The sequence below is a fragment of the Piscibacillus sp. B03 genome, assembly GCF_052246295.1.
Classification (GTDB): Bacteria; Bacillota; Bacilli; order Bacillales; family Alkalibacillaceae; genus Piscibacillus.
The window spans coordinates 44,918-71,096 of sequence record NZ_JBQQCO010000001.1 but is presented as its reverse complement, the minus strand read 5'-3'; the positions used below and the strand labels follow the sequence as shown (position 1 = coordinate 71,096).

The following is a 26,179-nucleotide window of genomic DNA, read 5'->3' as shown; positions in this document are numbered from 1 at the left end:
AAAACTTGGCCAAGTGCCAAGCTTCTCAAGGGGGTAATCTATATCAATTAGGGGATTAGGTATTTAAATCAACATGTTTTCCTTTAACTAAATAAATGATGCCTTCTGCGATGTTCGTCACATGATCCGCAGCACGCTCTAGGTAACGACTAATAAAAGCGAGTTGCGTGATTTGACTTATTTCATTTGGATGTTTCGTCATGTGTGTTAACAGTTTTTCGATTGACTCACCGTATTGTTGATCGACTTGGTCGTCGATGCGTGAGATTTCAAATGCTGTTTCAATATCCTCAGTCATATAAGCATCAATCACCAAATCAATCATCTGTTGAACGACGGATGAGGTGGCTAGAATGTGTTCCTTTTCGATAGGCAAAGGATTATTGCCTATACGGATAACAGATTTAGCGATATTAACGGCTAAATCACCAATTCGTTCGATATCATTAGTAGCTTTCAGTGTCATCACTAAACGCCTTAAATCTTTTGCGACGGGTTGTTCTTTGGCGATTAACCAAATGGTATCATCGTTAATGCGATCTTCGATTGAGTTAATTTCTTCATCATGGTCAATGACTTGTTGAGCTTGTTGTGGGTCCTGTTGTTCGAGTGCGTGTAGAGCATTGGTTAATGATGACTTTGCCATACTGCTCATAGTAAAAACACGCTCTTTTAATTCGTACAATTGATCTTCAAAGTTTTCCCTTACCATTGTCCAAGCTCCTCTCCAAATAGTTTATCCGAAACGTCCTGTGATATAATCTTCTGTACGTTGATCTGAAGGGTTAGAAAAAAGTATTTCCGTATCGTTAAATTCAACTACTTCACCGTTTAAGAAAAAGGCTGTTTTATCTGAAATTCGTGCCGCCTGCTGCATGTTGTGTGTGACAATGACAATGCTGTAATCTTGCTTAAGCTTTTGTACTAATTCTTCAACTTTTAGTGTTGAGATTGGATCAAGTGCAGAAGTCGGTTCATCCATTAAAATGACATCAGGTTCAATCGCAAGAGTTCTCGCAATACATAGGCGTTGTTGTTGACCACCAGATAAACCATAGGCATTTTCTTTTAGACGATCCTTAACTTCATCCCAAATAAAAGCGTCTTTTAAGCTTTTCTCTACAATTTCATCTAAAACTTTTTTACTTTTAATACCGTGTATCTTTGGACCATAAGCAACATTTTCGTAAATGGATTTCGGAAAAGGATTCGGTTTTTGAAACACCATTCCAACACGTGTTCTTAATTCTTCAACTTTAAATTGCTTATTTAAAATGTTTCGGCTTCGATATTCAATATCGCCTGATGTTTTAACAGATGGTACGAGGTCCACCATGCGATTTAGCGTCTTCAGGTAAGTCGACTTCCCGCAACCAGAAGGGCCGATAATGGCTGTGATCTCTTTCTCTGGAATCGGAAGAGAAATATCTTTTAACGCATGTGTGTTGCCATACCATAGGTTTAAATTTTTAGTATTAAAAACGATATTCTGATCAACTTGTGGTGCTTGTTTTATACTCGTTTTTTTAAGTGTTGCCATACTCATTTGAGTCACTCCTTATTAATAACGTTGTTGAAACTTATTACGAATTAAAATCGCAATGGAGTTCAAAGCAAATAATAGTAACAATAGGACAATGATTGTTGCGGCAGCTAAGTTTGCGTATTCATCAACTAATGATGAATCAAGTGTCCAATAGTAAATTTGCATTGGTAGAGCTGTAAATTTATCAAAGATTCCACCTGGAAACGGAATGAGAAGGGCAGGGATGCCAATAACGGTTAATGGTGCCGTTTCTCCAATTGCTCGGGATATAGCTAAAATGGCGCCCGTTAACATGCCTGGCAATGCTGCCGGTAATATAATGCGTCTAATTGTTTGCCACTTTGTTGCGCCCATGCCATAAGAAGCTTCCGTTAAATGCTGAGGTACTGAGCGAATAGCCTCTTGAGCAGCAACGATGACAATCGGTAATATGAGTAGGGAGAGTGTCAAACCACCAGCTAAGACAATGTTTCCAAAATCCATTGCTCGAACAAATATCGTTAACCCTAAGATTCCGTATACAATCGAAGGGACCCCGGCTAAGTTCGCAATATTCGTCTGAATCATGGATTGTACTTTACCTTTTCTTAAATACAGCTCAAGGTATAAGGCGGTGCCAATTCCTACAACTATTGTGACAGGGATTACAACCGCCATAAGCCAAAACGTACCAAGGATGGCACCCATAATTCCTGCTCGACTCGCCTCTGTTGATAAACGTCCTGTTAAAAAGTCCATATTAATGGAGCTGATTCCTTGTGTGATCACTTGTATTAATAAGGCGGCAAGTACGACTAAGCCAATGGTTGTGGCAATAAAAAATATATATTTAAGGATGTTGTTTTTAATAATCCTTGTGTTCATGTTTTTTTGTACTTGATCGATGTCAACATAATTCATGTTAGTATTCCTCCCTAAACTTACGAGACACATATCTAGCTAGTAAGTTCATGAGTAGTGTGAAGATAAATAACGTCATCGCAACAGCATATAAGCTAAAGTAAATGGTTGAGCCAGCAGGTGCTTCGCCGCCAGCTACTTCGACGATATAAGCCGTCATAGTTTGCATGGATTCAGTAATGTCGAACGTAAAGTTTTTAGAACTACCGCTGGCAATCGTAACAATCATTGTCTCACCGATTGCGCGAGAGATTCCTAAAATGAATGAAGCGATGATTCCGGATAAAGCAGCCGGTATAACTACTTTAAATGTTGATTCTAATTTGGTTGCTCCAAGTGCGTACGCTCCTTCACGCATAGAGTTTGGCACCGAGCTCATGGCGTCTTCAGAAAGAGATGCGATCATTGGAATAATCATAACTCCCATGACAATCCCTGGACTTAAAATATTGGTAGCATCAATCGATGGCCAAATCGACCTTAGTATAGGTGTGACAAATGTGAAGGCGAAAAACCCGTACACGATGGTTGGGATTCCTGCTAGTACTTCAAGCATTGGTTTTAACACACGTCGAACTTTATCAGTTGCATATTCACTTAAATAAATTGCAGCCATGATACCAATCGGTCCAGCCACAAGCATGGCGATTAAAGACGAAAGAATCGTTCCATTTATCAATGGTAAAATTCCAAACTCAGGGTTCTGGCTAAGCGGTTTTAATACCGTACCAGTAAAAAAGTCGATCAAAGGAACCTGTTTGAAAAACTCGATGGTCTCACTCAATAACGTATATATAATGCCTATTGTCGTTAAAATGGATATGAATGCGAATAGAAATAAGATTGTTGGAATGAGTTTTTCAAAAATTGTAGTTAAGTTTTTACTTTTCCGTTTTTCTTCAATCATGTCTTGTACTGAAACTTTTTTAGACTCATTCTGTGATGTCATGATGATCTTCCTCCCTTCAAGGAAAAAGCAAACTAAAATGAGAGCAATGAAGCTCTCATCTTAGTGTTTACTTCAGTTCTTTAAGTTCTTCTACTAATTGATTTGTTTCTTCATCAGGTAATGGAGCAAATCCGACTTCACCTGCATAGTCGTTCACGTTTTCCATTAACCATACGGCGTAATCTAATACTTGTGCTTTCTCTTCAGCATGATTCATATTTAGATAGGTGAATACTGGGCGTGTAAAGTTAGCGTAAGGGCCATCTTCTGCAATGGTGTCAAGTGAAGGTTCAACCGGTCCTTCGCCAAAGTCGACTTTAACAGCTTTTACATCATCTTTGTTATTGTCATAGTAACCAAATCCAAAGAAACCAATTGCATTCTTGTCTTCAGCCACTAATGTTACTAGTGTTGAATATTCTTGCTGTAAGTTAATGTTATCTACTAGATCTTGTTCATCTAAAATCACTTCATAGAAAAATTCATACGTACCATGGTTTTCGTTCGGACCGTACGTTTGGATTTCTTCATCTGGCCAATCCTGATTAATATCAGACCACTTTGTATATTTTCCTAGGAAAATATCTACTACTTGTTCTTCGGTAAGCTCAGTCGCAAAATCATTTTCTGGGTTAATCACGATCGTTAATCCGTCTAAAGCAACCTTTAATTCTTTAACATCAATTCCTAATTCTTCAGCTTTTGCTTTCTCTTCATCTTTAATTTCGCGAGATGCATCGTTAAAATCAGTTCCATTTTCGACTAAAAACTTCTCAAAACCTGCGCTTGTACCAGAACGGCTTACTTCTACAGAAACATAAGGTTGAGAGTTAATCATGTACTCTTCTGCCATTTTTGCCATTAGTGGATAAACCGTCCCAGAGCCGTCAATCACAACACTGCCTTCTAATTCTTGACTGTCAGATGATTCTTCTTCACTGTTTTCTGTGTTCTCTTCATTGCTGTCGCCACTAGAAGCTTCACTTGAAGAACCTTCATCTGATCCACAAGCAGCTAAAGCCACTAATAATAGAGTTAAGATTGATAGAATGAAAAGCTTTGACCATTTAGTCATTTGGAATGTCCCCCTTAGGAATGTTCTAATTATTTGTTACAAGTTCATCATAAAAGGGAAACGCCCAAATGTCTGTAAAGTAAGTGTAAAGATAAGGTTAAGAAATTGTAAATCCCAGTTGTGGCGGGGATGAGTGAGTTTTGTGTGAGGGAAATTAAAAAGCAGAGAGCACTAGGCTCTCCGCTTTCTAAAATTGGGAGGGGAAGAATTTATTTAAAGAAAGCTGCTTGATAACGTGTACTTGCAACAGCATATTCAGCACGAGTGACATCCTTGTTAGGGGAGAATGTCGCTATAATGTCGGGTTTTAAATCATATGGGTTCTGCTTCACTTCAAAGTGGGCATTCAAAATGTTTAAATCTAGTGCAAGCTGAACATAACCTTTTAAATGATCAGGAATATCATCTTGATCTGCTAAGACCAAGCGTTCATCCTTGTACTGAACTGTTACATCACCTGAAAATTTACCTGTGATTGGCTGTCCATTGTTGTGTAATTGAAGGTCACGATCTTCACGGACATCATCAACTCCAGTGAACGCGGTCGCTTCCGCTTCCAGTTTACAAATGAGTAGGGTTGAGGTCGTAACCAGAGCACTATATCGACGAGCAAATTGTTAATTATGTAAAAAAGTAATAAAAAAGAGAGATAAGTTAAGATTCCATTTAGGATACTTGTTGAGAATGTTAATTCATGCATAGCAAAACTGTTAACGACAATTGAATATGTTAAATATAAGCTAATCGCAAGCTGTGCTGGGTTAAACAGGATTGACCTTAACGGACGTTCATGCAATAAATTGACTGCTAATACGACTGAACTATATACGACAATGGTCAGGTTAAGGCCGTAAATAAGTAACATGACATATATAAGAGGGAAGTTGATCGTTGTATACCCTTTCCAAGCCGGGAAGGGATAATACTCTGTAACGCCTAATAAGACGACAAAAAGTATTAGAATTAATAAAGAATTAGGCATTGTTGAAAGATTAAACAGGGATAAACTAAATATGGTGATGCCAACTATTGTGATGCTGGACATGAATAATTTAGACATAATTTCACGTTGTTGATATTGCACTGAAGAACACTCCAATTTAAAAATTCCACGATATATTAATATTCGTGTCTAATTCTCGTTCTCCTTCAAATAAAACACTTTCTCACTGTGAGTTTATTACAAGACAAATTTTAATCCGGTGAAGGTAGACATTAAATTGTATGAGTTTTTACATGCACACGGTGGTATACGACATTTGTGACAGTTTCACAATCATAGGGGAAGATTTGAGCGACAATTGAACCTTTTTTACAGACAATACACAGGGTTTCGAGCAAATTAGCAGCTGTAAAATATACTCCAATCAAAAAAGACACCCAAAACTATGAGTGCCAATTAAGATGAAGATATCAATTTCAGTCCAACAGTTGCCGAAATGATCATTGTGATGAATAGTACTCGTAAAAATGTTGCGCGTTCCTTAAACCAAATGATTCCTACAATAGCGCCGCCAGCTGCGCCAATACCAGTCCAAATGGCGTATGCGGTTCCCATGGGGAGTTCTTCCATCGCAAATGAAAGCAGTACGAAACTTAATGTAAAGGCTAATATTAGCAAAGCTAAGGCCGACCAAGTTTTCTTTTGATGATAAATATTAATCATTAAAACACCTGATGTTTCAAACAAACCTGCAAAAATTAGAGCTGTCCAATACATTAAGTTTCACCTCGCTCTTTGGTAACCATTTTTAACCCAATAACACCTACTAATAGAAGTGCAATTAAGCTAACTTTAGCCATGCTAAAAGGTTCACTAAAAAATATAATTTCAGAAGCGACTGTTCCCGCTGTACCTAATCCTACAAATACAGCGTACGATGTTCCGACAGGGAGCTTTTCCCCAGCTATAATTAACAGTGTAAAACTGATGAAAATTGCGACTACTGTCACGGACCACTCCAATATACTTTCTGCGTGTTTTAAGCCAATCACCCACATAACTTCAAAAATAGCACCTATAATCACTTGCAGCCATGCGCGTTGCATACCATCACCTCTTAAGATAGCGGAAGCCCGAGAGAAATATTCTCTCGGGCTAAAGAATTCAGTTATTTTATTTTACCATTGCAAATAAGTGAATTCTATTGAAACAGCTTATCTAAAAAAAGTATAATCAAGTGTGGAAGCTTAAAAGGGAGAGTTCATCAATGCACACTTTGAGTAAACGAATTGTCGAGAAAAAATCATTTCAAAATTTTATTATCATATTAATACTAGCTAATGCTGTTTTAATAGGAATGGAAACATATCCACGAATCTATGACGCGTATGGCAGTGTTCTCAATGTCTTAGATGTCGTGATTTTAGCTATTTTTACAATAGAAATTGTTTTAAAACTAATAGCGTCCGAACCAACGGGGAAGTTTTTTAAAGACGGTTGGAATATTTTTGACTTTCTAATTGTGTTATTTAGCTATATATTTGTCGGTTCAACGTATGTAACTGTCTTACGTATTTTGCGTGTGTTAAGGTTGTTCAGAACGATTTCTGTTATACCGTCGTTACGTAAGCTGGTGAATGCCCTTCTAATGACACTGCCGTCATTAGGTACGATTATGTTATTACTCGGAATTGTATTTTATGTGTTTAGTGTAATTGGAACAGTCTTGTATCGAGATGTTAGTTTTGAATACTTTGGAACCATTCAGCATACGGCATTAACGCTTTTCCAAATGATTACGCTTGAATCCTGGGCTAGTGGTGTTATGCGCCCAGTTATGGAAGAGGCGCCATATTCATGGATTTATTTCGTATCATTTATTTTAGTTGGTTCATTCGTTGTGCTTAACCTGTTTGTCGGTGTTATTGTTAACAACTTTGAAAAGGTAGAAGCCCTCGAAAACGGGGACGATGATGGGGAAGAGTTAAAACAAGAAATTAGTCGCTTAAGAGATGAAATTAGTGAACTTAAAGAGCTGGTGAAAAATCGTGAATAATTTTTAGCGATTTGGTTAAATTATGACACACGAGTCTAATGCCTTAAGAAAGTGAGGCATGTGTTATGATTAAGTCTGTAGTTGTTACTTTATTATTAGGAGTAACTTGTTTTGTGTATAGCTTAGCCGTAAGTGGGGTGGAAGTGTTTCCTGTTTATCAAGTTGAACAGGATTATATTTCGTCCCTTCCTAATCAATACGTTGCATTAACGTTTGATGACGGTCCGTCAGAGTATACGAAGGAAATCGCTGATATTCTAGCTGCACGAGGCGTCGCAGGAACGTTTTTCTTCATCGGTAAAAGAATAGAGGAATATCCCGAAATAGTTCAGTATGTTAAAGACCAAGGACATATGATTGGTAGTCATTCTTACGAGCATACTAACTTAAACCTATTAACGCCTAAATTACTTGAGGATGATCTTTTGGAATCGATAACGGGTCTTGAAGGTCTAGTCGGTCATCATGTTGAATTATTCAGACCGCCATTTGGGTCTGCAGATGATGAAGTAGTAGAGGTTGTGAAAAATAATGGTTTAAAAATGGTTATGTGGAATCGTGATCCTAAAGACTGGGAAACGGAACGTGCTCAAGATATTGTAGATTACTTTTATTCCTATGACCCCTCAGGTGGCATTTATATATTACATGAAAATGCTGAAACAGTTGAAGCACTACCTCAAATATTAGACTATTTACAGTCAGAGGATTTGCAGGTTGTTGGTTTACAATAAAGAAGAGCCGTTGAATCGCATCAACGGCTCTTCTACTTATGAATCATCGTTATCTTTTTTATTACCTTTTGCGTATTTACCTTGGCGGCCGTATTCCTTGTTTCCTCTCTGCGGTTTTCGCCACTTTTACCTTGATTGTTTGCCACTTGGATCAGCCTCCTTTGGATTTTTGTCTTCATAAGCCATATATCCGTTTGTCCAGTATGTATGTTAGTAAAAAAGAACTATTTTAACCCCCGCCTACAAAGACAGGGGTTATTTTATTAGTGCTGTTGTTGCGAAGCGTGTGTAAACCCGTTTAACAGTTGATCTTGTGTTTGCTGATCAAACTGTGCAACTTGATAATACCCATTGTCATTCTGATAAAGGAACACTTCATAAGCCATCTCACATAAATTCGGCACACTATCTTGTAGAACACGACGTACAACAGGGTTTGTCGCTTCAAGTGCTGCCATTGTTGCACCAGAAGCACACTGTTTTAGATGTCCTAACATAAATCCTGAGTAACACTCATCATTAAGTTGCTGTGGATTATCCTTAGGTTGTTTAGGCTGCCCTGGAGTTAAACCATACGTTACATCATTACTTAATTCCATATTGTAAGTCGTCGTCGGTTGTGGAGGGCGCTGACCTGTTTGGTAAGCATCCACAAGCGTATTGTACATTTGTGTCATATACTGGTGTTGTTGATTCAAGATTGTCTTTAAGTTTTGATCCTGAATACCTTGTTCATAGATTTTATAATGCTCCATTGCACCGATTAAGCCACCTAGAACCTCTTTTACATCATAAATCTCGTGAGCTGAATGGCTTTGTTGAGCTGGCATTTGGTTTGAGTTTTTCATCTGACTATTTGGGTTTTGTTGCTGATGCATAGTCATCCTCCTCATAATAAGTGATACAGTTATAAGGTGGGTAAAATCGAGAGCAAATATGCAGTTTTCTAACTGTTACTTATTTAAAAATACATAAAAAATTACCAATTCATTCTCATGACATATAAAAAAGCGAGCCATAATGATAATGGCTCGTTAAGTGCTATTTTTCATCACCAAAGACATCTTGCCATTCATCTTTATGATTTAACATTTCTTGGGCTAGTTCTTTAGCGCCATCCAAGCTATGGTTCGCAGCCCAACCACATTGCACTTCATTACATGCAGGCACTTCATCTGCTTGTAAAACATCGTTAAATGTTTTTTCTAATGCATTTAGAATGTCTTCATAATTGTCGTGATTTAATACAGCAAGATAAAAACCCGTTTGACACCCCATTGGACTAATATCAACCACGTTGTCTAAATGATTTCGGATGTTTTCGGCCATTAAATGTTCGATAGAGTGGAGGGCGTCCATGTTCATGTAGGCTTGGTTAGGTTGTTTAAATCGAATATCGTACTTATGAATTGTATCACCGTTGTGACCTTCCGTTACCCCAACAAGTCGTACATAAGGTGCTTTAACCTTTGTATGATCTAAGTTGAAACTTTCCACATTCATTTTTTTAGCCATAGAAAAACTCCTCTCAATAAGTCTTAAATTTTAAAAAAACCGAGAAATCGGCCTGGGCCGACTTCTCAGTTGATTTACACATTAACGTGGTTGTGGCGGTTCGCAAATTGATTAACCGACCCAACATATTGATTTAGTTTTGATGCGCCTTCGATTGCGTTTGTAATAAACGTTTTGGCTGATTTAATTGCTTCTAATGGTTCTTGGCCTTTTGCAATGTAAGCAGTAATGGCAGACGCGAACGTACAACCAGCACCGTGCGTGTAAGTTGTGTCAATGGAATCTGTTTCGATTAAGATGAATTCATCTCCTGCATAGAAAACGTCAACGGCTTTATCGCCTTCAACGTCAGAACCACCTTTAACGATGACGTTTTTAGCGCCTAGTTCATGAATCCGTTTCGCAGCTTCTTTCATTTCGTCTACAGTTGTGATATTCGACATACCTGCAAGCTGACCTGCTTCAAATAGGTTAGGCGTTGTAACGAGTGCTTTTGGCACTAAAATGTCACGAAGCGCTTCAGAGTTTTCAGGGTGAAGAGCCTCATCCTGACCTTTACATACTAAAACAGGATCAATAACAGCTGGTAAGTTATGCTGCTCAATCACATCAGCTGCAAGTTTAATGACTTCTGCTGTTGGAAGCATTCCTGTTTTCATAATATCTACACCTACACCGTCTAAAATCGTGTGCAGTTGTGCTTTCACCGTATCGAGCTCGATTGGATACACATCGTGTGCCCAGTTAGTTGATGGGTTTTGAGCCACAATTGTTGTCAGAGCTGTCATTGGGTAGATCCCAATTTCTTGAGAAGTCTTAATATCCGCTTGAATTCCAGCTCCTCCACTTGTGTCAGAACCAGCTAATACTAGAGCTTTTTTCATATGAACTCCCTCACTTTCTTTCTACCTGTTTGTATTTTAAGACAATTTATAGAACATGACAAATAAGTTATATTAGCAAATCTTTTATGACGTTGAGTGCTTCGTTTGGGTTCGTACGTTTGCTTCGGATTGATGTTCTTTCATCTTGATAAATAGAAGAATTAATCCACAAGCAAACAACATGGCACTTGTCATTAAAAAGACTGATGAGATATTGTAAAAGCCAGCAACCACGCCACCTAACACTGGACCTATCATATTGCCCAAGAAACGGAGACTAGTGCTATAACCCATCACTTCACCTTGCATATTAATTGGTGCGACTTGACGAATGTAAGCCATTCGAACTGGAATGATTCCACCGAGTGTGACTCCAAGTAAGAATCTTACAATCACTAATTGCCAAACCTCATTTACAAATGCGCCTGGTAAATAGACAAGACCTGCCGCTAAAAGTAGAAGGATTAGAATTTTTTCATAACCGACTTTATCGGCAATTCGTCCCCAACGTCTTGTCATTAAAAGGTTACCTAAGCCAGTAATGGAGAACGCGATCCCTGATATGAATGCTAAGTTTGCCGGTCCGTTCAGCTCACTGACGTACAACGCTAATATCGGCTGCACAGCAAAGTGCGCTACTTGAACAAACATTGATAAAATAATCACGGAGATTAACATTGGGTGCCTTAATATGAACGAAACAACTTCTTTTCTAGTATAATTTTCTTGTTCGTTTTCTTTGTCTTTTACTTTAAATTCTTTTAAACCAAAAATAACAAGGATCCCTGCTAAGAAAATAGTTGCTGAAGTAAATTGGAAAGCTTGAGCATAACCAACTGTATCAGCTAGAACCCCACCGAGCATTGGACCCATTAGTGTACCTGTAACCGTACCTGTTTGTAGCGTACCCAAAACACGGCCAGAAATGCCCTTTTCCGTTTGTGTCGATATGAGTGCTTGAGATAATGGAATAAATCCAGTAAATACACCCATTACAAACCTTAGTAAAAATAATTGAAATACCGACTGAACCTCACCCATTAAAAATACACTTGTCCCTAAACCGAATGCCGCAATAATCAAGATTGGTTTCCGTCCGTATCGATCACCAATTCGTCCCCAAAGAGGAGAGACAATAAATGCTGTTAAAAATGTAATCCCAAATGTATATCCTGCCCAAGTTTGGACGTATTCATCTGAGAAATTTCCGAACGTTTCTATATATAACGATAGAAATGGCATCACCATTGTCATACTGCCTGCCACAAAAAAATTGGCGAACCACATGATCGCCAAATTACGTTTACCTAGTGTCTGTTGATCCAATGTAAGACCCTTCTTTCTGATGTTTCGGAACACGTTTATTTCGTTAGTCTAAATAATAACACAATTTAGAGCCAAAGTCGACCGAGTTGCTCGGACTTATAAAAAATAGTTCTTTAGGTTGAGTTTAAAATTCAATGTGAGGATTGGCGTGAGATGAGTGTCGTTCAAATGAAGGGAAGTGCACGTGAAATGGTCAAGAGTGTCGTTCAAATCGGGGCAAGTGCGCGTGAAACCGAGACAAATGTCTCTCAAATCAGAATCAATGCACGTGAAATGAGTTTATGTGTATATCAAATAAGGAAGAGGCTGGGACAAAAAAAGTAGCTTAACAGAAAAACGAATATTGAGTTTTATTAGCGTAGTCAAAATGCGCAGACTCCTGGTCGGCTAAAAACGGCCACGTCCTGCGCCTGCGATTACTCGGCGCAAACTTAAGCAAAGATGTAGTACAAAAAGCATTTGTGGCCAACGCCGACACTAGACCATCCAGGTCGTCGCAGAACAGCACGAGATGAGGGGCCACAGGATGTGGGTCAGTTCGGCGTTGCAACATGGATGTTGCGTATTTAGCCGAACATCCTTAAACTCCGAACGAAAGTGAGTTTGGGGAAGTTGAAGCCGTGCCTGCGGAAAGCGAAGCATTTTGACGCAGCTAAAAATTGAAGACGAATCTTAGGAGTAACTTGACTCCTAATATTCGTCTTCTCTAAAGAAAAGATATCTTTTGTCCCAGCCTCTATTCGTTAATAAATTATCGAGGTTTCAGTTCTTAATGCACACACAATAGCTTCATAATTAAGTTTTCGATAAAACACGCGGCTTTATTGCTAAACGTTCTGAAATGTCACAGTCAGTACCGAAGATTTCTTCGGGTGTACCTGTTTCCGTAATTTTGCCGTTTCGTAAAACGACAATTTGATCAGCTAGAGCTTGTGCGTCTTCCTGGTCGTGTGTAACAAAGATGGATGTCACACCTGTTGTCTTTAAAATTTTACGTAATTCTTCTCTAATTTTAATTTGCAAATCAGCATCTAAATTACTGAACGGTTCATCAAATAATAATAATTTTGGCTTTGGTGCAAGAGCACGAGCTAAAGCAACACGTTGTTGTTGACCGCCACTTAACTCATATGGATAACGTTTTTCAAAACCTTCTAAGTTAACGAGCTCCAACACTTCTTGCAAGCGAGCTTTCTTTTCTTTGCGCGACCATTTTAACAGACCGAATTGAATATTTTCCTTAACAGTCATATGTGGGAATAGAGCATAGTCTTGGAACACCATTCCAACACCACGTTTTTCAGGTTGAACGAACTTAGAATGACTGCACATACAGTCATCGCCAACCATGATATTACCTTTTGTTGGCATTTCTAACCCAGCAATTAATCTTAGTAGCGTACTTTTACCACTACCTGATTCGCCGAGAATCGTTGTGATATCACCTTTATGAATCGTTAAGTTAAATTGATCAATGGTTAATTTCTCTGCATTTGGATATTTAAAATGCAAGTCGCGAATATGAACAAACATATGCTTACTCCCTTTCTAAAACATAATGGAAAAAGTAAATCGCAACGGCGCTGATCACAATGATTAAAATCGATGGAACAGCAGCTTCATGAATCATCTCATTCGTTGCATACGTAAACGCATTGGTCGCAAGCGTTTCGAAATTAAACGGTCTTAATATTAATGTTAATGGTAGTTCTTTTAGTATATCTATAAACGCCAAAATAAATCCGCCGAAAATGGCGCCTCGAATTAATTTTAAATCGACTTTAAAAAACGATTGGGTAATGCTATTGCCGAGCATGCGCGATGCTTCTGTGAAGTTCGTACCTACACGGTCAAATCCGGACTCGACAGAATTATAAGCAACGGCTAAATAACGGACGATATAAGCAAAAATCAACATCACAACACTTGTGCTTAAGACATATGACGATACCCAACCCCAACCATAAATCAACTTGTCGATTCCAATGAATAACGTCACAATACCAACCGCAATCACGGCACCAGGTATAGAATAACCTAAAATTGTGACCTTAGGGAAGAGTTTTGCTGTTAAACCGCGATTAAGTCGAGAAAAATTACTAATCACAATTGCCATGATAGTAATAATCGTCGCAGCGACAAATGCCACAAAGACTGTATTACCTATGACAGAGAATAATTCCACTGAGAAAAACTGTTCATACGTTAAGAAGCTCCACTGCACTAATTGTACAAACGGAATAATAAATGCGATTAGAAAAATCCCCATGCAATAGCTGAATGCTAGCCATTTTTTTCTGCCTTTTAACTTAATAGGTTGAAGTAGTTTTACTTTTGTAGTGGTAAAACTAAATCGTTTCCTGCCACGCAATACGCGTTCTAGAATCAATAATCCTAATATAATTAACATCAAGGTTCCTGATAATTTAATCGCTGAATTCAGATCACCGAACCCAAACCATGTTTGAAAAATAGCTGTTGTGAACGTCTGGATGCCGTAATATTTTACAACACCGTAATCGTTTAAGACCTCTAAGATGACCAAACTGACACCAGCCACAATTGACGCTCGCGTAATCGGAATCACGATTTTAAAATAGATTCGCCATGAACTACTACCTAAAATTCGTGCGTTTTCAATTAGAGAGGTTGATTGTCGCGCCAAAAAGGCTTTCGTAATCGTAAATACATATGGGAATAGGAACATAACGAAAATAAATATAGCCCCTGGCATGTTCATAATATTGAAATACTGTTGGTTAACCGTCACGTCGAATTGGTTTCTTAACGTAGTTTGAATGACGCCGGTGTAATTTAAAATACCATGATAGGTGTATGCGCCGATATAAGGTGGGATGGCTAATGGTAAAATTAGTCCCCACTGGAAAAAGCCTCGCAATGGAAAGTCATAAGCGGATATTAACCAAGCTAAACTGGAACCAATGAGTGCAGTAAATAACCCGACAAATAGTATTAAAATCAATGAATTTGTAATATAAGTGCTGAGCATGTGCTCTTTTATATGAGCCCAATTATCATTAGACTCGGTAAAAAATTGGACAATGATGGATAAGTTTGGCAGTAATATAAGGCTGACAAATATTATGCTTAAGATTGCCCAACTATTCATGTTGCTTCTCGTATTTCTAAACCAACTCAATTTTGTTCACGCCCTTTAATCCTGTACAACATATCCATCTTACAAAAAAATCGCACTTGAAGTAAGAGTTTTTATTAACTTGTTGGTAAATAGACAAAATCAGGTTGTTGAAGCAACAACCTGATTCATTTATTGATGTCGGCGCACTGCGTGGTTAAACGTGCGCTTGCGCTTTTCTTACTTCCAGTTCACTTCGTTAAAGATCTTAACAGCTTCAGCATTGTTTTCGCCTAAAATAGATAGGTTTAGATCTTGTTCTTTAAAGTCTCCCCATTGCTTTAATGTTTCAGCTGGCTTGACATTTGGATTAACTGGGTACTCATAGTTCGCGCTTGCGAATTGCTCTTGAACTTCATCAGAAGATAAGAATTCAATTAGTTTAATTGCATTGTCTTTGTTTTGTGCATGCTTAGTTACTCCAATACCGCTTATGTTTACATGAGTTCCTGTTGTGTCTTGGTTAGGGAAGAAGACGCCTAATTGTTCAGCTACTTTAACTTCTTCTTCATCAGCAGAATTTAACATGCCACCTAAGTAGTAAGTGTTCATAACGGCGATATCACCTTCACCAGCTGCAACACCTTTTGCTTGGTCGCGGTCGCCACCTTGAGGGTCACGTGCCATGTTGTTTACGACACCTTCTGCCCAGGCTTTTGCTTCGTCACGTCCATGTAACTCAATAAATGAAGCTACAAGTGATTGGTTGTAAATATTTTCAGATGAACGGATTAAAATGCGATCTTCCCATTTTGAATCGGTTAAATCTTCGTAAGTTGAAAGTTCACTCGGATCCACGCGATCTTTGTGATAAACAATGACTCGTGCACGTTTCGTTAAGCCGAACCATTCATTATCAGCATCGCGTAGCTTTTCTGGAATGTTCTCATCTAGAACATTGCTTTCTACACTTTGTAGTAAGCCTTGTTCTTTAGCACGGTGTAGGCGTCCAGCATCGGCTGTGTAGAATAGGTCAGCCGTTTGTTCGCCTTCACGATTCATACGCTCGATTAACTCATCCGCACTACCTTCAATCACATTTACTTTAATGCCAGTCTCTTCTTCGAACTGTTGGTAAAGCTCATCGTCAATATCGTAATGACGACTTGTATATAGGTTCAGTTCATCATCACTAGAATCAGAACCTTGATCGCTGCCACATGCAGCTAAGAATAACATAATTAAAACTAAAGAAATTGAAAATAGAATTTTCTTATTCATGTATGTAACTCCCTTTCAAATTTAGTAATTGAGAATAATTATCAATTTCAATATATATTGTTAATGAAAATCATTCTCAAGTCAAGATGTTTTTTGAAAAATTTCATAATAAATTGGTTGGGATGAATCGCAATACTTTATTAGTAACAATTTTGGCTAATTTATATTAGTAAAAATAGAGTAAAATATATGGGACATTAAAAATCGTTTATGAGACATTTGGGGCCAAAATGAGGAATAGAATTTTATCGAAAATGGGTATTCTACTTTATTTATGAGAAAATGGAGCCTATTTATAGGACATTACAGCAAAAATATAAGACATTCATACAAAAAATCCACCCCGGTAAATGGAGTGGATTTCAAAACAACTTAAAAATCAAATAGGTCACCTGATAGGTAACGTTCACCAGTGTCAGGTGCGATGGCCACGATCACATCGCCAGGCTGCTTGCGCTTAGCAACTTCCAATGCAGCGTAAGTGGTAGCACCTGCTGAAGGTCCGACTAAAATTCCTTCCTCACGCGCTAGGCGACGAGTGACGTCATAAGCTTGATCGTCTTCAATTTTAATAATTTCATCACAAACGTTTAGATTTAACGTATCTGGAACGAAGCCAGGACTTGTTCCGACCAATTTGTGTTTACCTGGTTTTCCACCTGACAGAACAGGGGAGCCGGCTGGTTCTACGACATGCACCGTTAAGTCTTGATAAATTTTCTTAAGTTCCTCACCTGTACCTGTGACCGTGCCACCAGTACCGGAGCTTGCGACGAAGGCAGAGAGCGGTTTGCCTAGATAATCCATGGCTTCTTTAATTTCTTTTGCCGTCGATTCACGGTGCGCATCCGGGTTCGCTACGTTTTCAAACTGCATAGGCATAAAGCTGTTCGGAATTTCATCTAGTAGCTGTTTAGCTTTTTCAATAGCACCAGGCATTTTTTGATCACCTGGCGTTAAAACAACTTCTGCGCCATAGGCTTTCAATAAATTAATACGTTCTTTAGTCATCGTATCTGGCATCACAAGAATTGCTTTATAGCCACGCGCAGCTGCATTCATCGCAAGACCGATGCCGGTGTTTCCACTGGTCGGTTCGATGATGGTCGAGCCTTCTTTTAAGTATCCTTGTTTTTCAGCTTCAACAATCATGTTATAAGCCGCGCGGTCCTTAACACTTCCGCTAGGGTTAAACATTTCTAGTTTTAAATAAACATCAGCGCCATTGGCTGGGCTTAGTCGATTAAGTTTTACAAGTGGTGTATCTCCAATTAATTCAGCTATATTATTGACAACACGCATGTTTTCACATCCCTTATTGTTTTCATTCAACCTAATCTTAGTTTATCAATAGGGATTAGGAGAATTCAAATGGTTAGTTTATCTTATTATAGCATCATAAAGAATGCGATGATTTATGTGTTATGATAGAGAAAAAGTCCAAAAAGCGGAGGCGTGAGTCATGACGTTTAAAGATGAAAAAGGGATCCATACCGATTTTAAAGAAAAAATGACCTATGGAGATTATTTAAATTTAGATTCAATCTTGAATGCGCAACATCGATTATCTGGACACCACGATGAGATGCTGTTTATCGTGATTCACCAGGTCAGTGAATTGTGGTTAAAACTTACACTTCATGAAATTCAGGCAGCGACTGAAGCGATTCGTACTGAGAATTTTGATAGTGCTTTTAAAATGCTAGCGCGAGTATCTAAAATTCAAAATCAAATCATTCAAGCTTGGGATGTTTTAGCGACGATGACACCTGCGGAATACTTAGAGTTTCGTGACCTTTTGGGACAAGCATCAGGCTTCCAGTCTTACCAGTATCGTCTAACGGAATTTGCATTAGGTTATAAAACACCTCATGTCTTGAAAATTTACGAAAAAGACCCTGAACTTCATGCTAAGTTAAAGCAAGCATATGAAGCACCAGGTTTATACGATGTAGCAATCGAGGCATTGGCTAAAGCGGGGTTTGATATCGACCGTGACGTTTTAGAGAGAGACCACAAGAAAACTTATGAAGCAAATGAGAGTGTTGAAGAGGCATGGATTGAAGTGTATCGAAATGTCAATCAGTATTGGGATTTATACGAATTAGCTGAGAAGCTCGTTGATATTGAAGACTGGATGCAGCAGTGGCGGTTCCGTCATATGAAAACGGTGGAACGAATCATTGGGCATAAGAAAGGGACTGGCGGTTCGTCAGGTGTTGGTTACTTGAAGAGCGTTTTAGACCATTATTTTTTCCCAGAACTTTGGAATGTCCGTACAAAATTATAGTCAAAAATGAGACCCCCGTCGATATGATGGGGGTCTAACTTATCCTTGCAGTATGGCGCGGACGGGACTGCCGTCTGCACCTTCGATTTTCAGTGGAAGGGCTGTGAGATGATAGGTTCCTGGTTGAATGTCCTTTAGTTTTAGCCCTTCTAAAATATGCACACCGTTTTGAAGAAGTGAATGGTGTGTGTCTAATGTTTTACTGTCTAATGGGTCAACCGATGGCAGGTCAACTCCAAGTAGCTCGATGCCATTTTCTAAGAAAAAAGGTCCAAGCTCAGGGTCAATTAGTGGTATTTTTTCTGGAAAAACATCATCCGTCCACGTGTCCGTCTTAAGAATCACACGGCGAACGTCACTTAAATCAAGCCCTTCAAAATCACGAGGTGTAATCTCATCCTTTGTGGTGACATCAATCACAAGCGCATCGCCGACAAACAACTCAAGTGGCAGCTGCTCGATTGTCATGCCATTATCTTTAAAATGAAATGGTGCATCGACATGGGTTGCGGTATGGCAACTCGTTGTGATTTGTCCGACATTGACGGATCCTGTTTCTTCTTGAGACCACGTTAGGTTGTAAGAAAAAGGGGTATCGCCAGGCCAAGTCGGTGTGTTGGCATTTAGTAGCCTTGAAATATCATAGATCATCATCTCACTCCTTAAGCAATGACATCTCGTTCGTTTTTATAGTGCTTATACGTTTCATTTTCCATAATGTCTTTTAATATCATAACCATTTGATAGACATCGTGATACGTCACATAAAAGGCAACAGGTGCTAAGCGAATCACGTTTGGCGCACGGAAGTCAGGCACAACACCGTTTGCTTTTAATGCTTTACATATACTTGCTGCTTCAGAATGTTCTAAGCACACATGCCCACCGCGGAACGCATCATCAGTTGGGTTGCCAATGGTGAACTCGTAATCTGATAAATTTTCTTTAACTAAATACATTAGATACTCTGTTGCTTTAAGAGACTTTTCACGAATGGCATCCATTCCAGCTTCTTCAAACAGCTCCAACGAACCGATTAATGGGGCAACACTTAATACGTGCGGGGTACCAATTTGAAACGCTCCGGCTGTCTGTGCCGGTGTAAAGTCATGCTCCATATCGAACTGCTTTGTTTTGTCAGAACCAAACCAACCGGCAAGTCCAGGCTCAGTCCCGAAATGTTTTTCATGAACAAACAATCCGGCAACGCCACCAGGACCATTGTTCACATACTTATAGTGACACCAGTAAGCAAAGTCGACACCTTGATTGTGAAAATCATGCGGAATAGCGCCAACCGAGTGACAGCCATCCCAACCGATTTTGATCCCACGTTTATGCGCAGCGTCCGTTACACGTTTAATATCGATCAGCTGGCCACTACGATATAGTACAGTTGGCAAAATGACCAATGCGACTTCATCCGTCATCGCATCGATAATATCTTCTTCGTTGATTGTACGCCCATCACGACTTTTCACTCTAATGAGGTGTTCATCAGGGTCAAGTCCACGTAATTTCAGCTGACTTTTTAACGCATAAATATCTGACGGGAAGTTCAGCTCATCCGCCAAAATTTTAGTGCGTTTTCCTTCAGGCTTGAAAAAAGTCGCCACTAGCTGATGCAGGTTCGTGGTTGTCGAACCCGTCACAACGACCTCTTCAGGCTTCCCGCCAACCAACTTAGCAACTTTAGCTCCCAGGTTTTCAGACAGATAGAACCAAGGATGATCCCCGTTCGTCCAACCATCGATGCCAAAGTTTTTCCATGAATCAAGCACTTCTAACAATCTCTTCTCCGAACGCTTAGACATAAGCCCAAGCGAATTCCCGTCCATATATATCTGATTTTCTTTTATGTAAAACTCATCCTTAAAATGACTTAACGAATCTTGTTGATCTAATTGCTTTGCAAAATCTTCCGTAGATTTAAACATCCTAATCCCTCCTAAAAACAATATATCACATATGAAAGAGAGCTAGTAGTTTAAAAATTCGAACTTGAAAGAGGTGGAGGTAGTTGAGTTTGCCCAATGATGTGAGGAATTGTCGATAAGGAGCAGGTGAATGTAGATAGAGAAGCGTGAAATGTCGATATGGAGCGCGAGAATGTAGATAGGGGAGCTGGAATTATCGATAGGGCGCGGGTAAATGTAGATAGGGGAGTCGGAATTGTCGATAGAGAGCAGGTAAATGTAGATAGGGGAAGCGGAATTGTCGATAGGGAGCGGTTGAATGTGGATAGGGGAAGCGGAATTGTCGATAGGGAGCGGTTGAATGTGGATAGGGGAAGCGGAATTGTCGATAGGGAGCGGTTGAATGTGGATAGGGGAGCCGGAATTGTCGATAGGGAGCGCGAGAATGTAGATAGGGAAGCCGGAATTGTCGATAAGCAACGGATGAATATATAGAGCGTTAATCAAAAAGGGCAGAGCGCGTGGCTCTACCCATAGTATTCTTCAAATTCACCTACAGAACAAGGTTTCTTAAAGTAGAATCCTTGATAGTAGTTACAGTCTAAGGTTTGTAAAAATTCTAGCTCATCCTCAGTTTCAATTCCTTCGGCGACCATCGGAATCTCAAGTTCGTTTGTAAAATGAGAGATTCCTCTTAAGATGGCTTGATTCTTTGTGTTTTGGTCAATGTCTCTAATAAATTGGCGGTCAATTTTTAACAAATCAATGTTAAATAGACTTAAATGAGCAATTGACGAATAACCTGTTCCGAAATCATCCAACGCAAAACGAAATCCGATTTCCCTAAATTCATTGATTGTTTCATTCACAACAGCATAATCGTGAATCAACGTCGTTTCTGTAATCTCAAATATAATTTGTGAAGCGTCCACTTGATAGTAATCCAATGTATCGAGAACATAGTTTTTAAATGAATGCCTTAAAAAACGTTTGGGTGACAAGTTATTCGTAATAGCTATTTCAGTGCCAAAGCGGCTTTTCCAGCGACTAATGGTTTCACACGTTTGTCGTAAAACAAAATGGTCGATTTGATGAATCAGACCAGACTTCTCCGCAATCGGAATAAATACATTAGGTGGTATATAGCCGTATTTCGGATGTTTCCAACGTATGAGCGCCTCGGCTAGTGGTACTTGGTTTAATTGATTATTTAAAATAGGCTGCAAGTAAAGTTCTAACTGATCTTTTTCAATTGCAAAATGTAAGTCTTGTTCTAGCTCATAGTCATTAAACGTGCGTTTCTCAACGTCATCCTCAAAAATTTGCCATGAGTTTTTGCCGATCATCTTTACGTAATGAACGGCACGGTCCGCATTATTAATTAAGTCATTTAGCGTATTACCATGAGTTGGAAAATGGCTAATTCCAATACTGGACGTAACTTGTAGCTGATACTCATCAACTAACATTATTCGCTCAAGTGACACTTTCAGCCGTTGTGCAATGTCCTGAATAGTCTCACCATCTCTATGCTGGTGGACCAAAATAACAAATTCATCACCATTCAATCGTGCGCAAACGCCACGGTCTTCAATGATATTATTTAGCCTAGTCGCCGTCAGGGTTAAAACCTGATCTCCTATATCATGACCTAGTGAATCGTTAATCGATTTAAAGTTATCCAAGTCTAAATAAATTAGCCAAAACGGTACTTTTTTACGCTTCGACATTAACTTCTGAGCGTGAGCTTCGAAGTTGCGTCTATTTTTCAAACCAGTTAAATGGTCGTGATTAGCAATAAACTCCATCTCTTGTTCATGAAGCTTACGTTCGGTAAAGTCGACTAATACCCCGTCGATTTGTGTAATATTCCCATTCTCATCGAAAATAGGAATGGCTTGTTCTTCAACCCATTTAATCTGCCCAGTTTTTGACGTAATCCGATATTCATGTTTTACTTTTTCACCACGAAGGATTTGTCTACGGTTACGTGAAAAACTCGCCAAATCCTCAGGGTGTATATATGTTTCCCAGTTAAAATCATTTTGGTAAACTTGCTCGACTTCAACATTAATCATTCGCTCGATGCCTTTAGACACATACTCTAAACGGCGATTGTCCAAATTGAATGAGCAAACTATCATATCGAGAGAATCATAGATTTTCTGGAGGCGTTCACGATTAATCGTAAGGTCTCGCTCTAGCCCGCGCACCTTTGTCACGTCTTGAACAATTCCTATTAAACGGACAGGGGTCCCTTGATTATCTAGAATACTATCTCCTCGAGTGTGAAGTGTACGGACACCACTTCGAGTCTTAATGCGATAGTCTAACTCAAAACTAGTCCCATACTCCATTGCTTGTAAAACCGTGTTTCTAAAATGATCATAGTCTTTAGGGTGTGTTAGTGTGAGAATGCCTTCAAGATCTAATGTGGCCTCACGCCACTCTGGACGTTCATAGATTTCATAGACTTGGTCCGACCAGTGGATGGTATTCGTGTTAAGGTCAACTTCCCAAGACCCAATATCTGCTGTTGCTTGGACAGAAATTAGTTTTTCTTTTACATTAAATAAATCATTTAAATCTCGTTCAGTCTCTGATAAGTCATGAACGAGTGCATACATGCCAATCACTTTATCTTGCTCAAAAATAGGGACACTTGTTAACCGAACAGTGACTTCATACCCATATTTATGTATAACACTTGTGTAATGCTTAACAGATTGACCAGTTAAGACGCGATTAAAATAATTCAATGTCTCACTTTGAAATTCCTTTACAATAAAAGGTTTAAAATGTTGATTAACTAAATCCTCTCGGTCATAACACAGCATATCTAATAACTGTTGATTCGTATCAACTATAATACCTGTACGATCAACCGTTACAATTCCATCCGGGAAACGTTTGTAAAGGTCTTTCTGTGCCTGATTATATTGGCTAAGTTGAAGAAGCTTATGTTTGTTGAAATCAGTTCTGGACATGGTCTTTACCTCGTCTTTTGTCTAACGTTCTAGCTCTAAATATTTATACTTAATTATAGCATAAACACACATTACTGACTATGATCTATCTGAAAGTTTCGAAAAGTATAGATTAACGATATAATATAAGAATAGTAGGGTAGGACAAGCATATAATGATTAAAAATCGTTTAAGGAGATGACGCGATATGAGGTTACTATTAATTGCAGTTAGTTTTCTACTAATAACTGGTTGTGGTGTGATAGATGAAGTGAATCAAACGGTTGATTATGGTAAAAAAACTAAGGATTATGTTAGCACGATGGCAAGTTACCAAGATGATGTTTCTAATTATATGAACAAAGATCAATTCACGGAGCAGGATTTAGAAGATATAAAGGCGATGATTGAAGAAATTGAAACTGAAGTTAAGGCATTTAATGAGATTGAACCTCCAAGTGTGGCGAGTGGTTTGCATAGCGAGATTGAGCGACATAATGATCAAGTATTGGAAGCCATTGATGAGGCCAACCGTCAAATGAACCAAGGTCAATTTGATGCATCTGCTTTCGAAGAACTGGAAATAGCGAAAACACTAGCAGAGTTAAAGTCTTATAGAGACAAAGTTGATGAATATATGAATTAGTAGGAGGTGCCTACAATAATACGTTTCTCTTCTTTACAGAACCAGGCATGGAGTGGGAAGAAGTTGAGAAGGTCTCGCGTGAGGTTGAAGAAGGCTCACTAAGAGTCTTATCTTACACATTTTCAAATGACGAGAAATTCATAACTATCCCGTACAGCACGGAAGACAACAAAACGAAGGAAGCGATTCGAATGGTCCGTCAAGCTTATAATTGGGATGTGCAGGATGAAGTAGTGAATTAAGAAAAACGCTTGGGGGTAACTCACTCCCAAGCGTTTGTTTATTACTCTAATACATTAGCTTCAGCTACTTCTACTTGATCAAGGCTTTGTTTTAAATCTGCCCAAATATCTTCCCAAGCTTCTAAACCGCATGACATTCGAATGAGAGTGTTTGAGATTCCCATTTTTTCACGTGTTTCTTCTGGTACAACCGCGTGAGTCATCGTTGCTGGATGCTGAATAATTGTTTCGGCATCACCTAAGCTAACCGCAATTTTTAAGAATGATAGACGGTTTAAAAATGCTTGCGCTTCTTTTTTGCCACCTTTAACTTCAAACGCGATCACACCTGCGCCTAAACGCATTTGTTTTTTCGCAATATGATAGTCAGGGTTATCGGCATCAAACGGGTAGTAAACGCGATCAACATTAGAATGCGCCTTTAGGTGATCCACAATTGTTTCGGCTGTTTGTGAATGGCGCTCCATTCTCAGTGGCAACGTTTTAAGACCGCGTAACAATAACCAAGCATCAAATGGTGACATTTGACCACCAATATCTTTCTGAGTTGTCATAGCCATGTCCGAAATGAAGTCTTCTTTACCGACGACAAGGCCAGCCACAACATCCCCGTGTCCACCAATATATTTCGTCGCACTATGAATGACGATATCACAACCAAGGTCAATTGGACGCTGTAAGTACGGACTAGAGAACGTGTTATCGACCACGACTGGAATATTATATTCTTTCGCCACACGTGCGACCATTTCTAGATCAATGACTTTCATCGTTGGGTTGATTGGTGTCTCAACATAGATGACACTTGTTTCAGGTAAAATGTGTTCACGAATTTGGTCTTCGGTATCCATCGCGATGTAATCTGATTTAATATTATATTTTTCATCCATAATCGATAATAGACCAAACGTACAACCATAAAGTCCTTGTGAGCATAGAATGTGATCATTCGCTTTAGTTAATTTGATTAGTGTAGCGGATACAGCTGCCATACCAGTTGCAAACGCTAACCCAGCTTCACCATTTTCAAGTCTAGCAATACGTTCTTGCAATGCCGTTACAGTCGGGTTCCCTAAACGACTATAAATATAGCCACCTTCTTCACCAGCAAAGCGGCGCTCCCCTTGTTCCGCGGACTCAAACGTAAACGTCGACGTTTGGTAAATTGGTGTAGATAAACTCCCTAGATGATCCTTGGAATCATACCCGACATGAACTGCTTCAGTTTCAAAACGTCTTTCCTTCATGTACTCCATCCCCTTTAAAGAAAATCTATAAATCTATATGTATTATTGTAACACAAAATTTGAAAGCGCTTTCTTGTGTTTTGGAAAAGTTACTTAGAGTGAACGGGGCTTTTGCGCACGAGACGCATAAGCAATGTCTCTAAGGTGAGGTTGAGTGGGACGTGAAATTTTATGAAGTGCACGTAAAATGAGCTCAAGTGTCGCTCATATCTAAGCAAGTGCACGTGATATGAGCTCAATTGACGTTGAACAGGAAAAAGTCCACGAGAACAAAGTATTTCTATCAAAAAAGCCATTTCCTAATTGAGGAAATGGCTTATCTTCAACTCATTAAATTAACAAAGTCTTTTATAGCAATCATCGCCGTGACTGTGGCACTCATTAACATTAATGAACCATTGAATCTACTTTTTTCTTTGAGAGAATCCATTCCAATAAGTAAAAAAGTAATTGCCAAAACAGAAAAAATAACATAATCTGGAGCTTTCACATCACCTATAAACAGCGAGTAGAGTCCTCCTAAGAATACAATTAATCCGAGTAATAACTTGATTAACTTCAATCG

The 26,179-nt window shown here is 39.0% G+C and carries 29 protein-coding genes; 7 read left to right on the top strand and 22 right to left on the bottom strand.

What is annotated here, in order from left to right; all coding sequences use genetic code 11:
• Positions 1-55: 55 nt before the first annotated feature.
• From phoU to ACTWQB_RS00310, 9 genes are all read right to left on the bottom strand, one after another.
• Positions 56-712 carry a phosphate signaling complex protein PhoU gene (gene phoU, locus ACTWQB_RS00350; RefSeq protein WP_443137193.1) on the bottom strand — a complete coding sequence of 219 codons (657 nt, stop codon included), beginning with the start codon at positions 710-712 and terminating at the stop codon, positions 56-58.
• 24 nt (positions 713-736) lie between these two features.
• On the bottom strand, positions 737-1,540 hold the full coding sequence (gene pstB, locus ACTWQB_RS00345) for a phosphate ABC transporter ATP-binding protein PstB (protein WP_443137435.1): 804 nt from the start codon (positions 1,538-1,540) through the stop codon (positions 737-739).
• Between the two features lie 21 nt (positions 1,541-1,561).
• Positions 1,562-2,446: a phosphate ABC transporter permease PstA gene (gene pstA / locus ACTWQB_RS00340; protein WP_443137192.1), complete on the bottom strand. Its 885-nt coding sequence runs from the start codon at positions 2,444-2,446 to the stop codon at positions 1,562-1,564.
• 1 nt (position 2,447) lies between these two features.
• Positions 2,448-3,395 (bottom strand): phosphate ABC transporter permease subunit PstC, encoded by a 948-nt coding sequence (gene pstC / locus ACTWQB_RS00335; protein WP_443137191.1) that lies wholly within the window; start codon positions 3,393-3,395, stop codon positions 2,448-2,450.
• A gap of 67 nt (positions 3,396-3,462) precedes the next feature.
• The gene (locus ACTWQB_RS00330) at positions 3,463-4,470 is read right to left on the bottom strand and encodes a PstS family phosphate ABC transporter substrate-binding protein (protein WP_443137190.1); all 1,008 of its coding nucleotides are present in this window, start codon (positions 4,468-4,470) and stop codon (positions 3,463-3,465) included.
• 209 nt (positions 4,471-4,679) lie between these two features.
• Positions 4,680-4,895, bottom strand: a complete 216-nt coding sequence (locus ACTWQB_RS00325) for an S-layer homology domain-containing protein (protein ID WP_443137189.1) — start codon at positions 4,893-4,895, stop codon at positions 4,680-4,682.
• A gap of 23 nt (positions 4,896-4,918) precedes the next feature.
• Positions 4,919-5,554: a hypothetical protein gene (locus tag ACTWQB_RS00320; protein ID WP_443137188.1), complete on the bottom strand. Its 636-nt coding sequence runs from the start codon at positions 5,552-5,554 to the stop codon at positions 4,919-4,921.
• Between the two features lie 315 nt (positions 5,555-5,869).
• On the bottom strand, positions 5,870-6,190 hold the full coding sequence (locus ACTWQB_RS00315; protein ID WP_443137187.1) for a DMT family transporter: 321 nt from the start codon (positions 6,188-6,190) through the stop codon (positions 5,870-5,872).
• Complete coding sequence (locus tag ACTWQB_RS00310; protein ID WP_443137186.1) at positions 6,190-6,519, bottom strand: DMT family transporter; 330 nt, start codon at positions 6,517-6,519, stop codon at positions 6,190-6,192. The genes ACTWQB_RS00315 and ACTWQB_RS00310 overlap by 1 nt, the downstream gene beginning before the upstream one ends.
• Before the next feature lie 161 nt (positions 6,520-6,680).
• On the opposite strand from ACTWQB_RS00310, the gene ACTWQB_RS00305 reads away from it, so the two are divergent.
• Positions 6,681-7,469, top strand: coding sequence for an ion transporter (locus ACTWQB_RS00305; RefSeq protein WP_443137185.1), 789 nt, complete (start codon positions 6,681-6,683; stop codon positions 7,467-7,469).
• Positions 7,470-7,534: 65 nt separating this feature from the next.
• Positions 7,535-8,203 (top strand): polysaccharide deacetylase family protein, encoded by a 669-nt coding sequence (locus tag ACTWQB_RS00300; protein WP_443137184.1) that lies wholly within the window; start codon positions 7,535-7,537, stop codon positions 8,201-8,203.
• Positions 8,204-8,466: 263 nt separating this feature from the next.
• On the opposite strand, the gene ACTWQB_RS00295 is transcribed toward ACTWQB_RS00300, so the two are convergent.
• The 4 genes from ACTWQB_RS00295 to ACTWQB_RS00280 all read right to left on the bottom strand — a co-directional run bounded on the left by ACTWQB_RS00295 (position 8,467) and on the right by ACTWQB_RS00280 (position 11,928).
• The gene (locus ACTWQB_RS00295) at positions 8,467-9,081 is read right to left on the bottom strand and encodes a spore coat protein (protein ID WP_443137183.1); all 615 of its coding nucleotides are present in this window, start codon (positions 9,079-9,081) and stop codon (positions 8,467-8,469) included.
• A 163-nt stretch (positions 9,082-9,244) separates the two neighbouring features.
• Positions 9,245-9,718 carry an S-ribosylhomocysteine lyase gene (locus tag ACTWQB_RS00290; RefSeq protein ID WP_443137182.1) on the bottom strand — a complete coding sequence of 158 codons (474 nt, stop codon included), beginning with the start codon at positions 9,716-9,718 and terminating at the stop codon, positions 9,245-9,247.
• Between the two features lie 74 nt (positions 9,719-9,792).
• Positions 9,793-10,602, bottom strand: coding sequence for a pyridoxine/pyridoxal/pyridoxamine kinase (pdxK, locus tag ACTWQB_RS00285; protein WP_443137181.1), 810 nt, complete (start codon positions 10,600-10,602; stop codon positions 9,793-9,795).
• Between the two features lie 84 nt (positions 10,603-10,686).
• Positions 10,687-11,928: an MFS transporter gene (locus ACTWQB_RS00280; protein WP_443137180.1), complete on the bottom strand. Its 1,242-nt coding sequence runs from the start codon at positions 11,926-11,928 to the stop codon at positions 10,687-10,689.
• Positions 11,929-12,081: 153 nt separating this feature from the next.
• On the opposite strand from ACTWQB_RS00280, the gene ACTWQB_RS00275 reads away from it, so the two are divergent.
• Positions 12,082-12,252 carry a hypothetical protein gene (locus tag ACTWQB_RS00275; protein WP_443137179.1) on the top strand — a complete coding sequence of 57 codons (171 nt, stop codon included), beginning with the start codon at positions 12,082-12,084 and terminating at the stop codon, positions 12,250-12,252.
• A 471-nt stretch (positions 12,253-12,723) separates the two neighbouring features.
• On the opposite strand, the gene ACTWQB_RS00270 is transcribed toward ACTWQB_RS00275, so the two are convergent.
• The 4 genes from ACTWQB_RS00270 to cysK form a co-directional block, all read right to left on the bottom strand.
• Complete coding sequence (locus tag ACTWQB_RS00270; RefSeq protein WP_443137178.1) at positions 12,724-13,461, bottom strand: ABC transporter ATP-binding protein; 738 nt, start codon at positions 13,459-13,461, stop codon at positions 12,724-12,726.
• A gap of 4 nt (positions 13,462-13,465) precedes the next feature.
• Positions 13,466-15,058: an ABC transporter permease gene (locus ACTWQB_RS00265; protein ID WP_443137177.1), complete on the bottom strand. Its 1,593-nt coding sequence runs from the start codon at positions 15,056-15,058 to the stop codon at positions 13,466-13,468.
• Between the two features lie 207 nt (positions 15,059-15,265).
• Positions 15,266-16,306, bottom strand: coding sequence for a Fe(3+) ABC transporter substrate-binding protein (locus tag ACTWQB_RS00260; RefSeq protein ID WP_443137176.1), 1,041 nt, complete (start codon positions 16,304-16,306; stop codon positions 15,266-15,268).
• A 372-nt stretch (positions 16,307-16,678) separates the two neighbouring features.
• Positions 16,679-17,608 (bottom strand): cysteine synthase A, encoded by a 930-nt coding sequence (gene cysK / locus ACTWQB_RS00255; RefSeq protein WP_443137175.1) that lies wholly within the window; start codon positions 17,606-17,608, stop codon positions 16,679-16,681.
• Positions 17,609-17,768: 160 nt separating this feature from the next.
• Between cysK and kynA the strand changes: the two genes are divergently transcribed.
• Positions 17,769-18,596, top strand: coding sequence for a tryptophan 2,3-dioxygenase (gene kynA / locus ACTWQB_RS00250; protein ID WP_443137174.1), 828 nt, complete (start codon positions 17,769-17,771; stop codon positions 18,594-18,596).
• Positions 18,597-18,635: 39 nt separating this feature from the next.
• Here the strand turns inward: kynA and kynB are convergent, their stop codons facing one another.
• Both kynB and kynU read right to left on the bottom strand, forming a co-directional pair.
• A complete protein-coding gene (gene kynB / locus ACTWQB_RS00245) occupies positions 18,636-19,250 on the bottom strand; it encodes an arylformamidase (protein ID WP_443137173.1) in 615 nt (204 codons plus the stop codon).
• A gap of 8 nt (positions 19,251-19,258) precedes the next feature.
• Entirely contained in the window at positions 19,259-20,533 is a 1,275-nt protein-coding gene (gene kynU / locus ACTWQB_RS00240) for a kynureninase (RefSeq protein ID WP_443137172.1), read from the bottom strand.
• Positions 20,534-20,692: 159 nt separating this feature from the next.
• Between kynU and ACTWQB_RS00235 the strand changes: the two genes are divergently transcribed.
• On the top strand, positions 20,693-21,007 hold the full coding sequence (locus tag ACTWQB_RS00235) for a hypothetical protein (RefSeq protein ID WP_443137171.1): 315 nt from the start codon (positions 20,693-20,695) through the stop codon (positions 21,005-21,007).
• Positions 21,008-21,039: 32 nt separating this feature from the next.
• On the opposite strand, the gene ACTWQB_RS00230 is transcribed toward ACTWQB_RS00235, so the two are convergent.
• A complete protein-coding gene (locus ACTWQB_RS00230) occupies positions 21,040-23,499 on the bottom strand; it encodes a sensor domain-containing protein (protein ID WP_443137170.1) in 2,460 nt (819 codons plus the stop codon).
• Positions 23,500-23,687: 188 nt separating this feature from the next.
• Between ACTWQB_RS00230 and ACTWQB_RS00225 the strand changes: the two genes are divergently transcribed.
• The gene (locus tag ACTWQB_RS00225) at positions 23,688-24,125 is read left to right on the top strand and encodes a DUF6376 family protein (RefSeq protein ID WP_443137169.1); all 438 of its coding nucleotides are present in this window, start codon (positions 23,688-23,690) and stop codon (positions 24,123-24,125) included.
• A 47-nt stretch (positions 24,126-24,172) separates the two neighbouring features.
• A complete protein-coding gene (locus tag ACTWQB_RS00220; RefSeq protein ID WP_443137168.1) occupies positions 24,173-24,367 on the top strand; it encodes a hypothetical protein in 195 nt (64 codons plus the stop codon).
• Between the two features lie 41 nt (positions 24,368-24,408).
• Here ACTWQB_RS00220 and megL read toward each other — a convergent pair whose 3' ends face one another.
• Positions 24,409-25,614 carry a methionine gamma-lyase gene (gene megL, locus ACTWQB_RS00215; RefSeq protein WP_443137167.1) on the bottom strand — a complete coding sequence of 402 codons (1,206 nt, stop codon included), beginning with the start codon at positions 25,612-25,614 and terminating at the stop codon, positions 24,409-24,411.
• A gap of 322 nt (positions 25,615-25,936) precedes the next feature.
• Entirely contained in the window at positions 25,937-26,176 is a 240-nt protein-coding gene (locus ACTWQB_RS00210; protein WP_443137166.1) for a hypothetical protein, read from the bottom strand.
• Positions 26,177-26,179 lie beyond the last annotated feature (3 nt).

What these genes read in the sequence shown, in the direction of transcription:
- phoU (WP_443137193.1), bottom strand. Translation starts at nt 712, where the DNA reads ATGGTAAGGGAAAACTTTGAAGATCAATTGTACGAATTAAAAGAGCGT.
- pstB (WP_443137435.1), bottom strand. Translation starts at nt 1,540, where the DNA reads ATGGCAACACTTAAAAAAACGAGTATAAAACAAGCACCACAAGTTGAT.
- pstA (WP_443137192.1), bottom strand. Translation starts at nt 2,446, where the DNA reads ATGAATTATGTTGACATCGATCAAGTACAAAAAAACATGAACACAAGG.
- pstC (WP_443137191.1), bottom strand. Translation starts at nt 3,395, where the DNA reads ATGACATCACAGAATGAGTCTAAAAAAGTTTCAGTACAAGACATGATT.
- ACTWQB_RS00330 (WP_443137190.1), bottom strand. Translation starts at nt 4,470, where the DNA reads ATGACTAAATGGTCAAAGCTTTTCATTCTATCAATCTTAACTCTATTA.
- ACTWQB_RS00315 (WP_443137187.1), bottom strand. Translation starts at nt 6,190, where the DNA reads ATGTATTGGACAGCTCTAATTTTTGCAGGTTTGTTTGAAACATCAGGT.
- ACTWQB_RS00310 (WP_443137186.1), bottom strand. Translation starts at nt 6,519, where the DNA reads ATGCAACGCGCATGGCTGCAAGTGATTATAGGTGCTATTTTTGAAGTT.
- ACTWQB_RS00305 (WP_443137185.1), top strand. Translation starts at nt 6,681, where the DNA reads ATGCACACTTTGAGTAAACGAATTGTCGAGAAAAAATCATTTCAAAAT.
- ACTWQB_RS00300 (WP_443137184.1), top strand. Translation starts at nt 7,535, where the DNA reads ATGATTAAGTCTGTAGTTGTTACTTTATTATTAGGAGTAACTTGTTTT.
- ACTWQB_RS00295 (WP_443137183.1), bottom strand. Translation starts at nt 9,081, where the DNA reads ATGCATCAGCAACAAAACCCAAATAGTCAGATGAAAAACTCAAACCAA.
- ACTWQB_RS00290 (WP_443137182.1), bottom strand. Translation starts at nt 9,718, where the DNA reads ATGGCTAAAAAAATGAATGTGGAAAGTTTCAACTTAGATCATACAAAG.
- pdxK (WP_443137181.1), bottom strand. Translation starts at nt 10,602, where the DNA reads ATGAAAAAAGCTCTAGTATTAGCTGGTTCTGACACAAGTGGAGGAGCT.
- ACTWQB_RS00275 (WP_443137179.1), top strand. Translation starts at nt 12,082, where the DNA reads ATGAGTGTCGTTCAAATGAAGGGAAGTGCACGTGAAATGGTCAAGAGT.
- ACTWQB_RS00270 (WP_443137178.1), bottom strand. Translation starts at nt 13,461, where the DNA reads ATGTTTGTTCATATTCGCGACTTGCATTTTAAATATCCAAATGCAGAG.
- ACTWQB_RS00265 (WP_443137177.1), bottom strand. Translation starts at nt 15,058, where the DNA reads ATGAATAGTTGGGCAATCTTAAGCATAATATTTGTCAGCCTTATATTA.
- ACTWQB_RS00260 (WP_443137176.1), bottom strand. Translation starts at nt 16,306, where the DNA reads ATGAATAAGAAAATTCTATTTTCAATTTCTTTAGTTTTAATTATGTTA.
- cysK (WP_443137175.1), bottom strand. Translation starts at nt 17,608, where the DNA reads ATGCGTGTTGTCAATAATATAGCTGAATTAATTGGAGATACACCACTT.
- kynA (WP_443137174.1), top strand. Translation starts at nt 17,769, where the DNA reads ATGACGTTTAAAGATGAAAAAGGGATCCATACCGATTTTAAAGAAAAA.
- kynB (WP_443137173.1), bottom strand. Translation starts at nt 19,250, where the DNA reads ATGATGATCTATGATATTTCAAGGCTACTAAATGCCAACACACCGACT.
- kynU (WP_443137172.1), bottom strand. Translation starts at nt 20,533, where the DNA reads ATGTTTAAATCTACGGAAGATTTTGCAAAGCAATTAGATCAACAAGAT.
- ACTWQB_RS00235 (WP_443137171.1), top strand. Translation starts at nt 20,693, where the DNA reads ATGGAGCGCGAGAATGTAGATAGGGGAGCTGGAATTATCGATAGGGCG.
- ACTWQB_RS00230 (WP_443137170.1), bottom strand. Translation starts at nt 23,499, where the DNA reads ATGTCCAGAACTGATTTCAACAAACATAAGCTTCTTCAACTTAGCCAA.
- ACTWQB_RS00225 (WP_443137169.1), top strand. Translation starts at nt 23,688, where the DNA reads ATGAGGTTACTATTAATTGCAGTTAGTTTTCTACTAATAACTGGTTGT.
- ACTWQB_RS00220 (WP_443137168.1), top strand. Translation starts at nt 24,173, where the DNA reads ATGGAGTGGGAAGAAGTTGAGAAGGTCTCGCGTGAGGTTGAAGAAGGC.
- megL (WP_443137167.1), bottom strand. Translation starts at nt 25,614, where the DNA reads ATGAAGGAAAGACGTTTTGAAACTGAAGCAGTTCATGTCGGGTATGAT.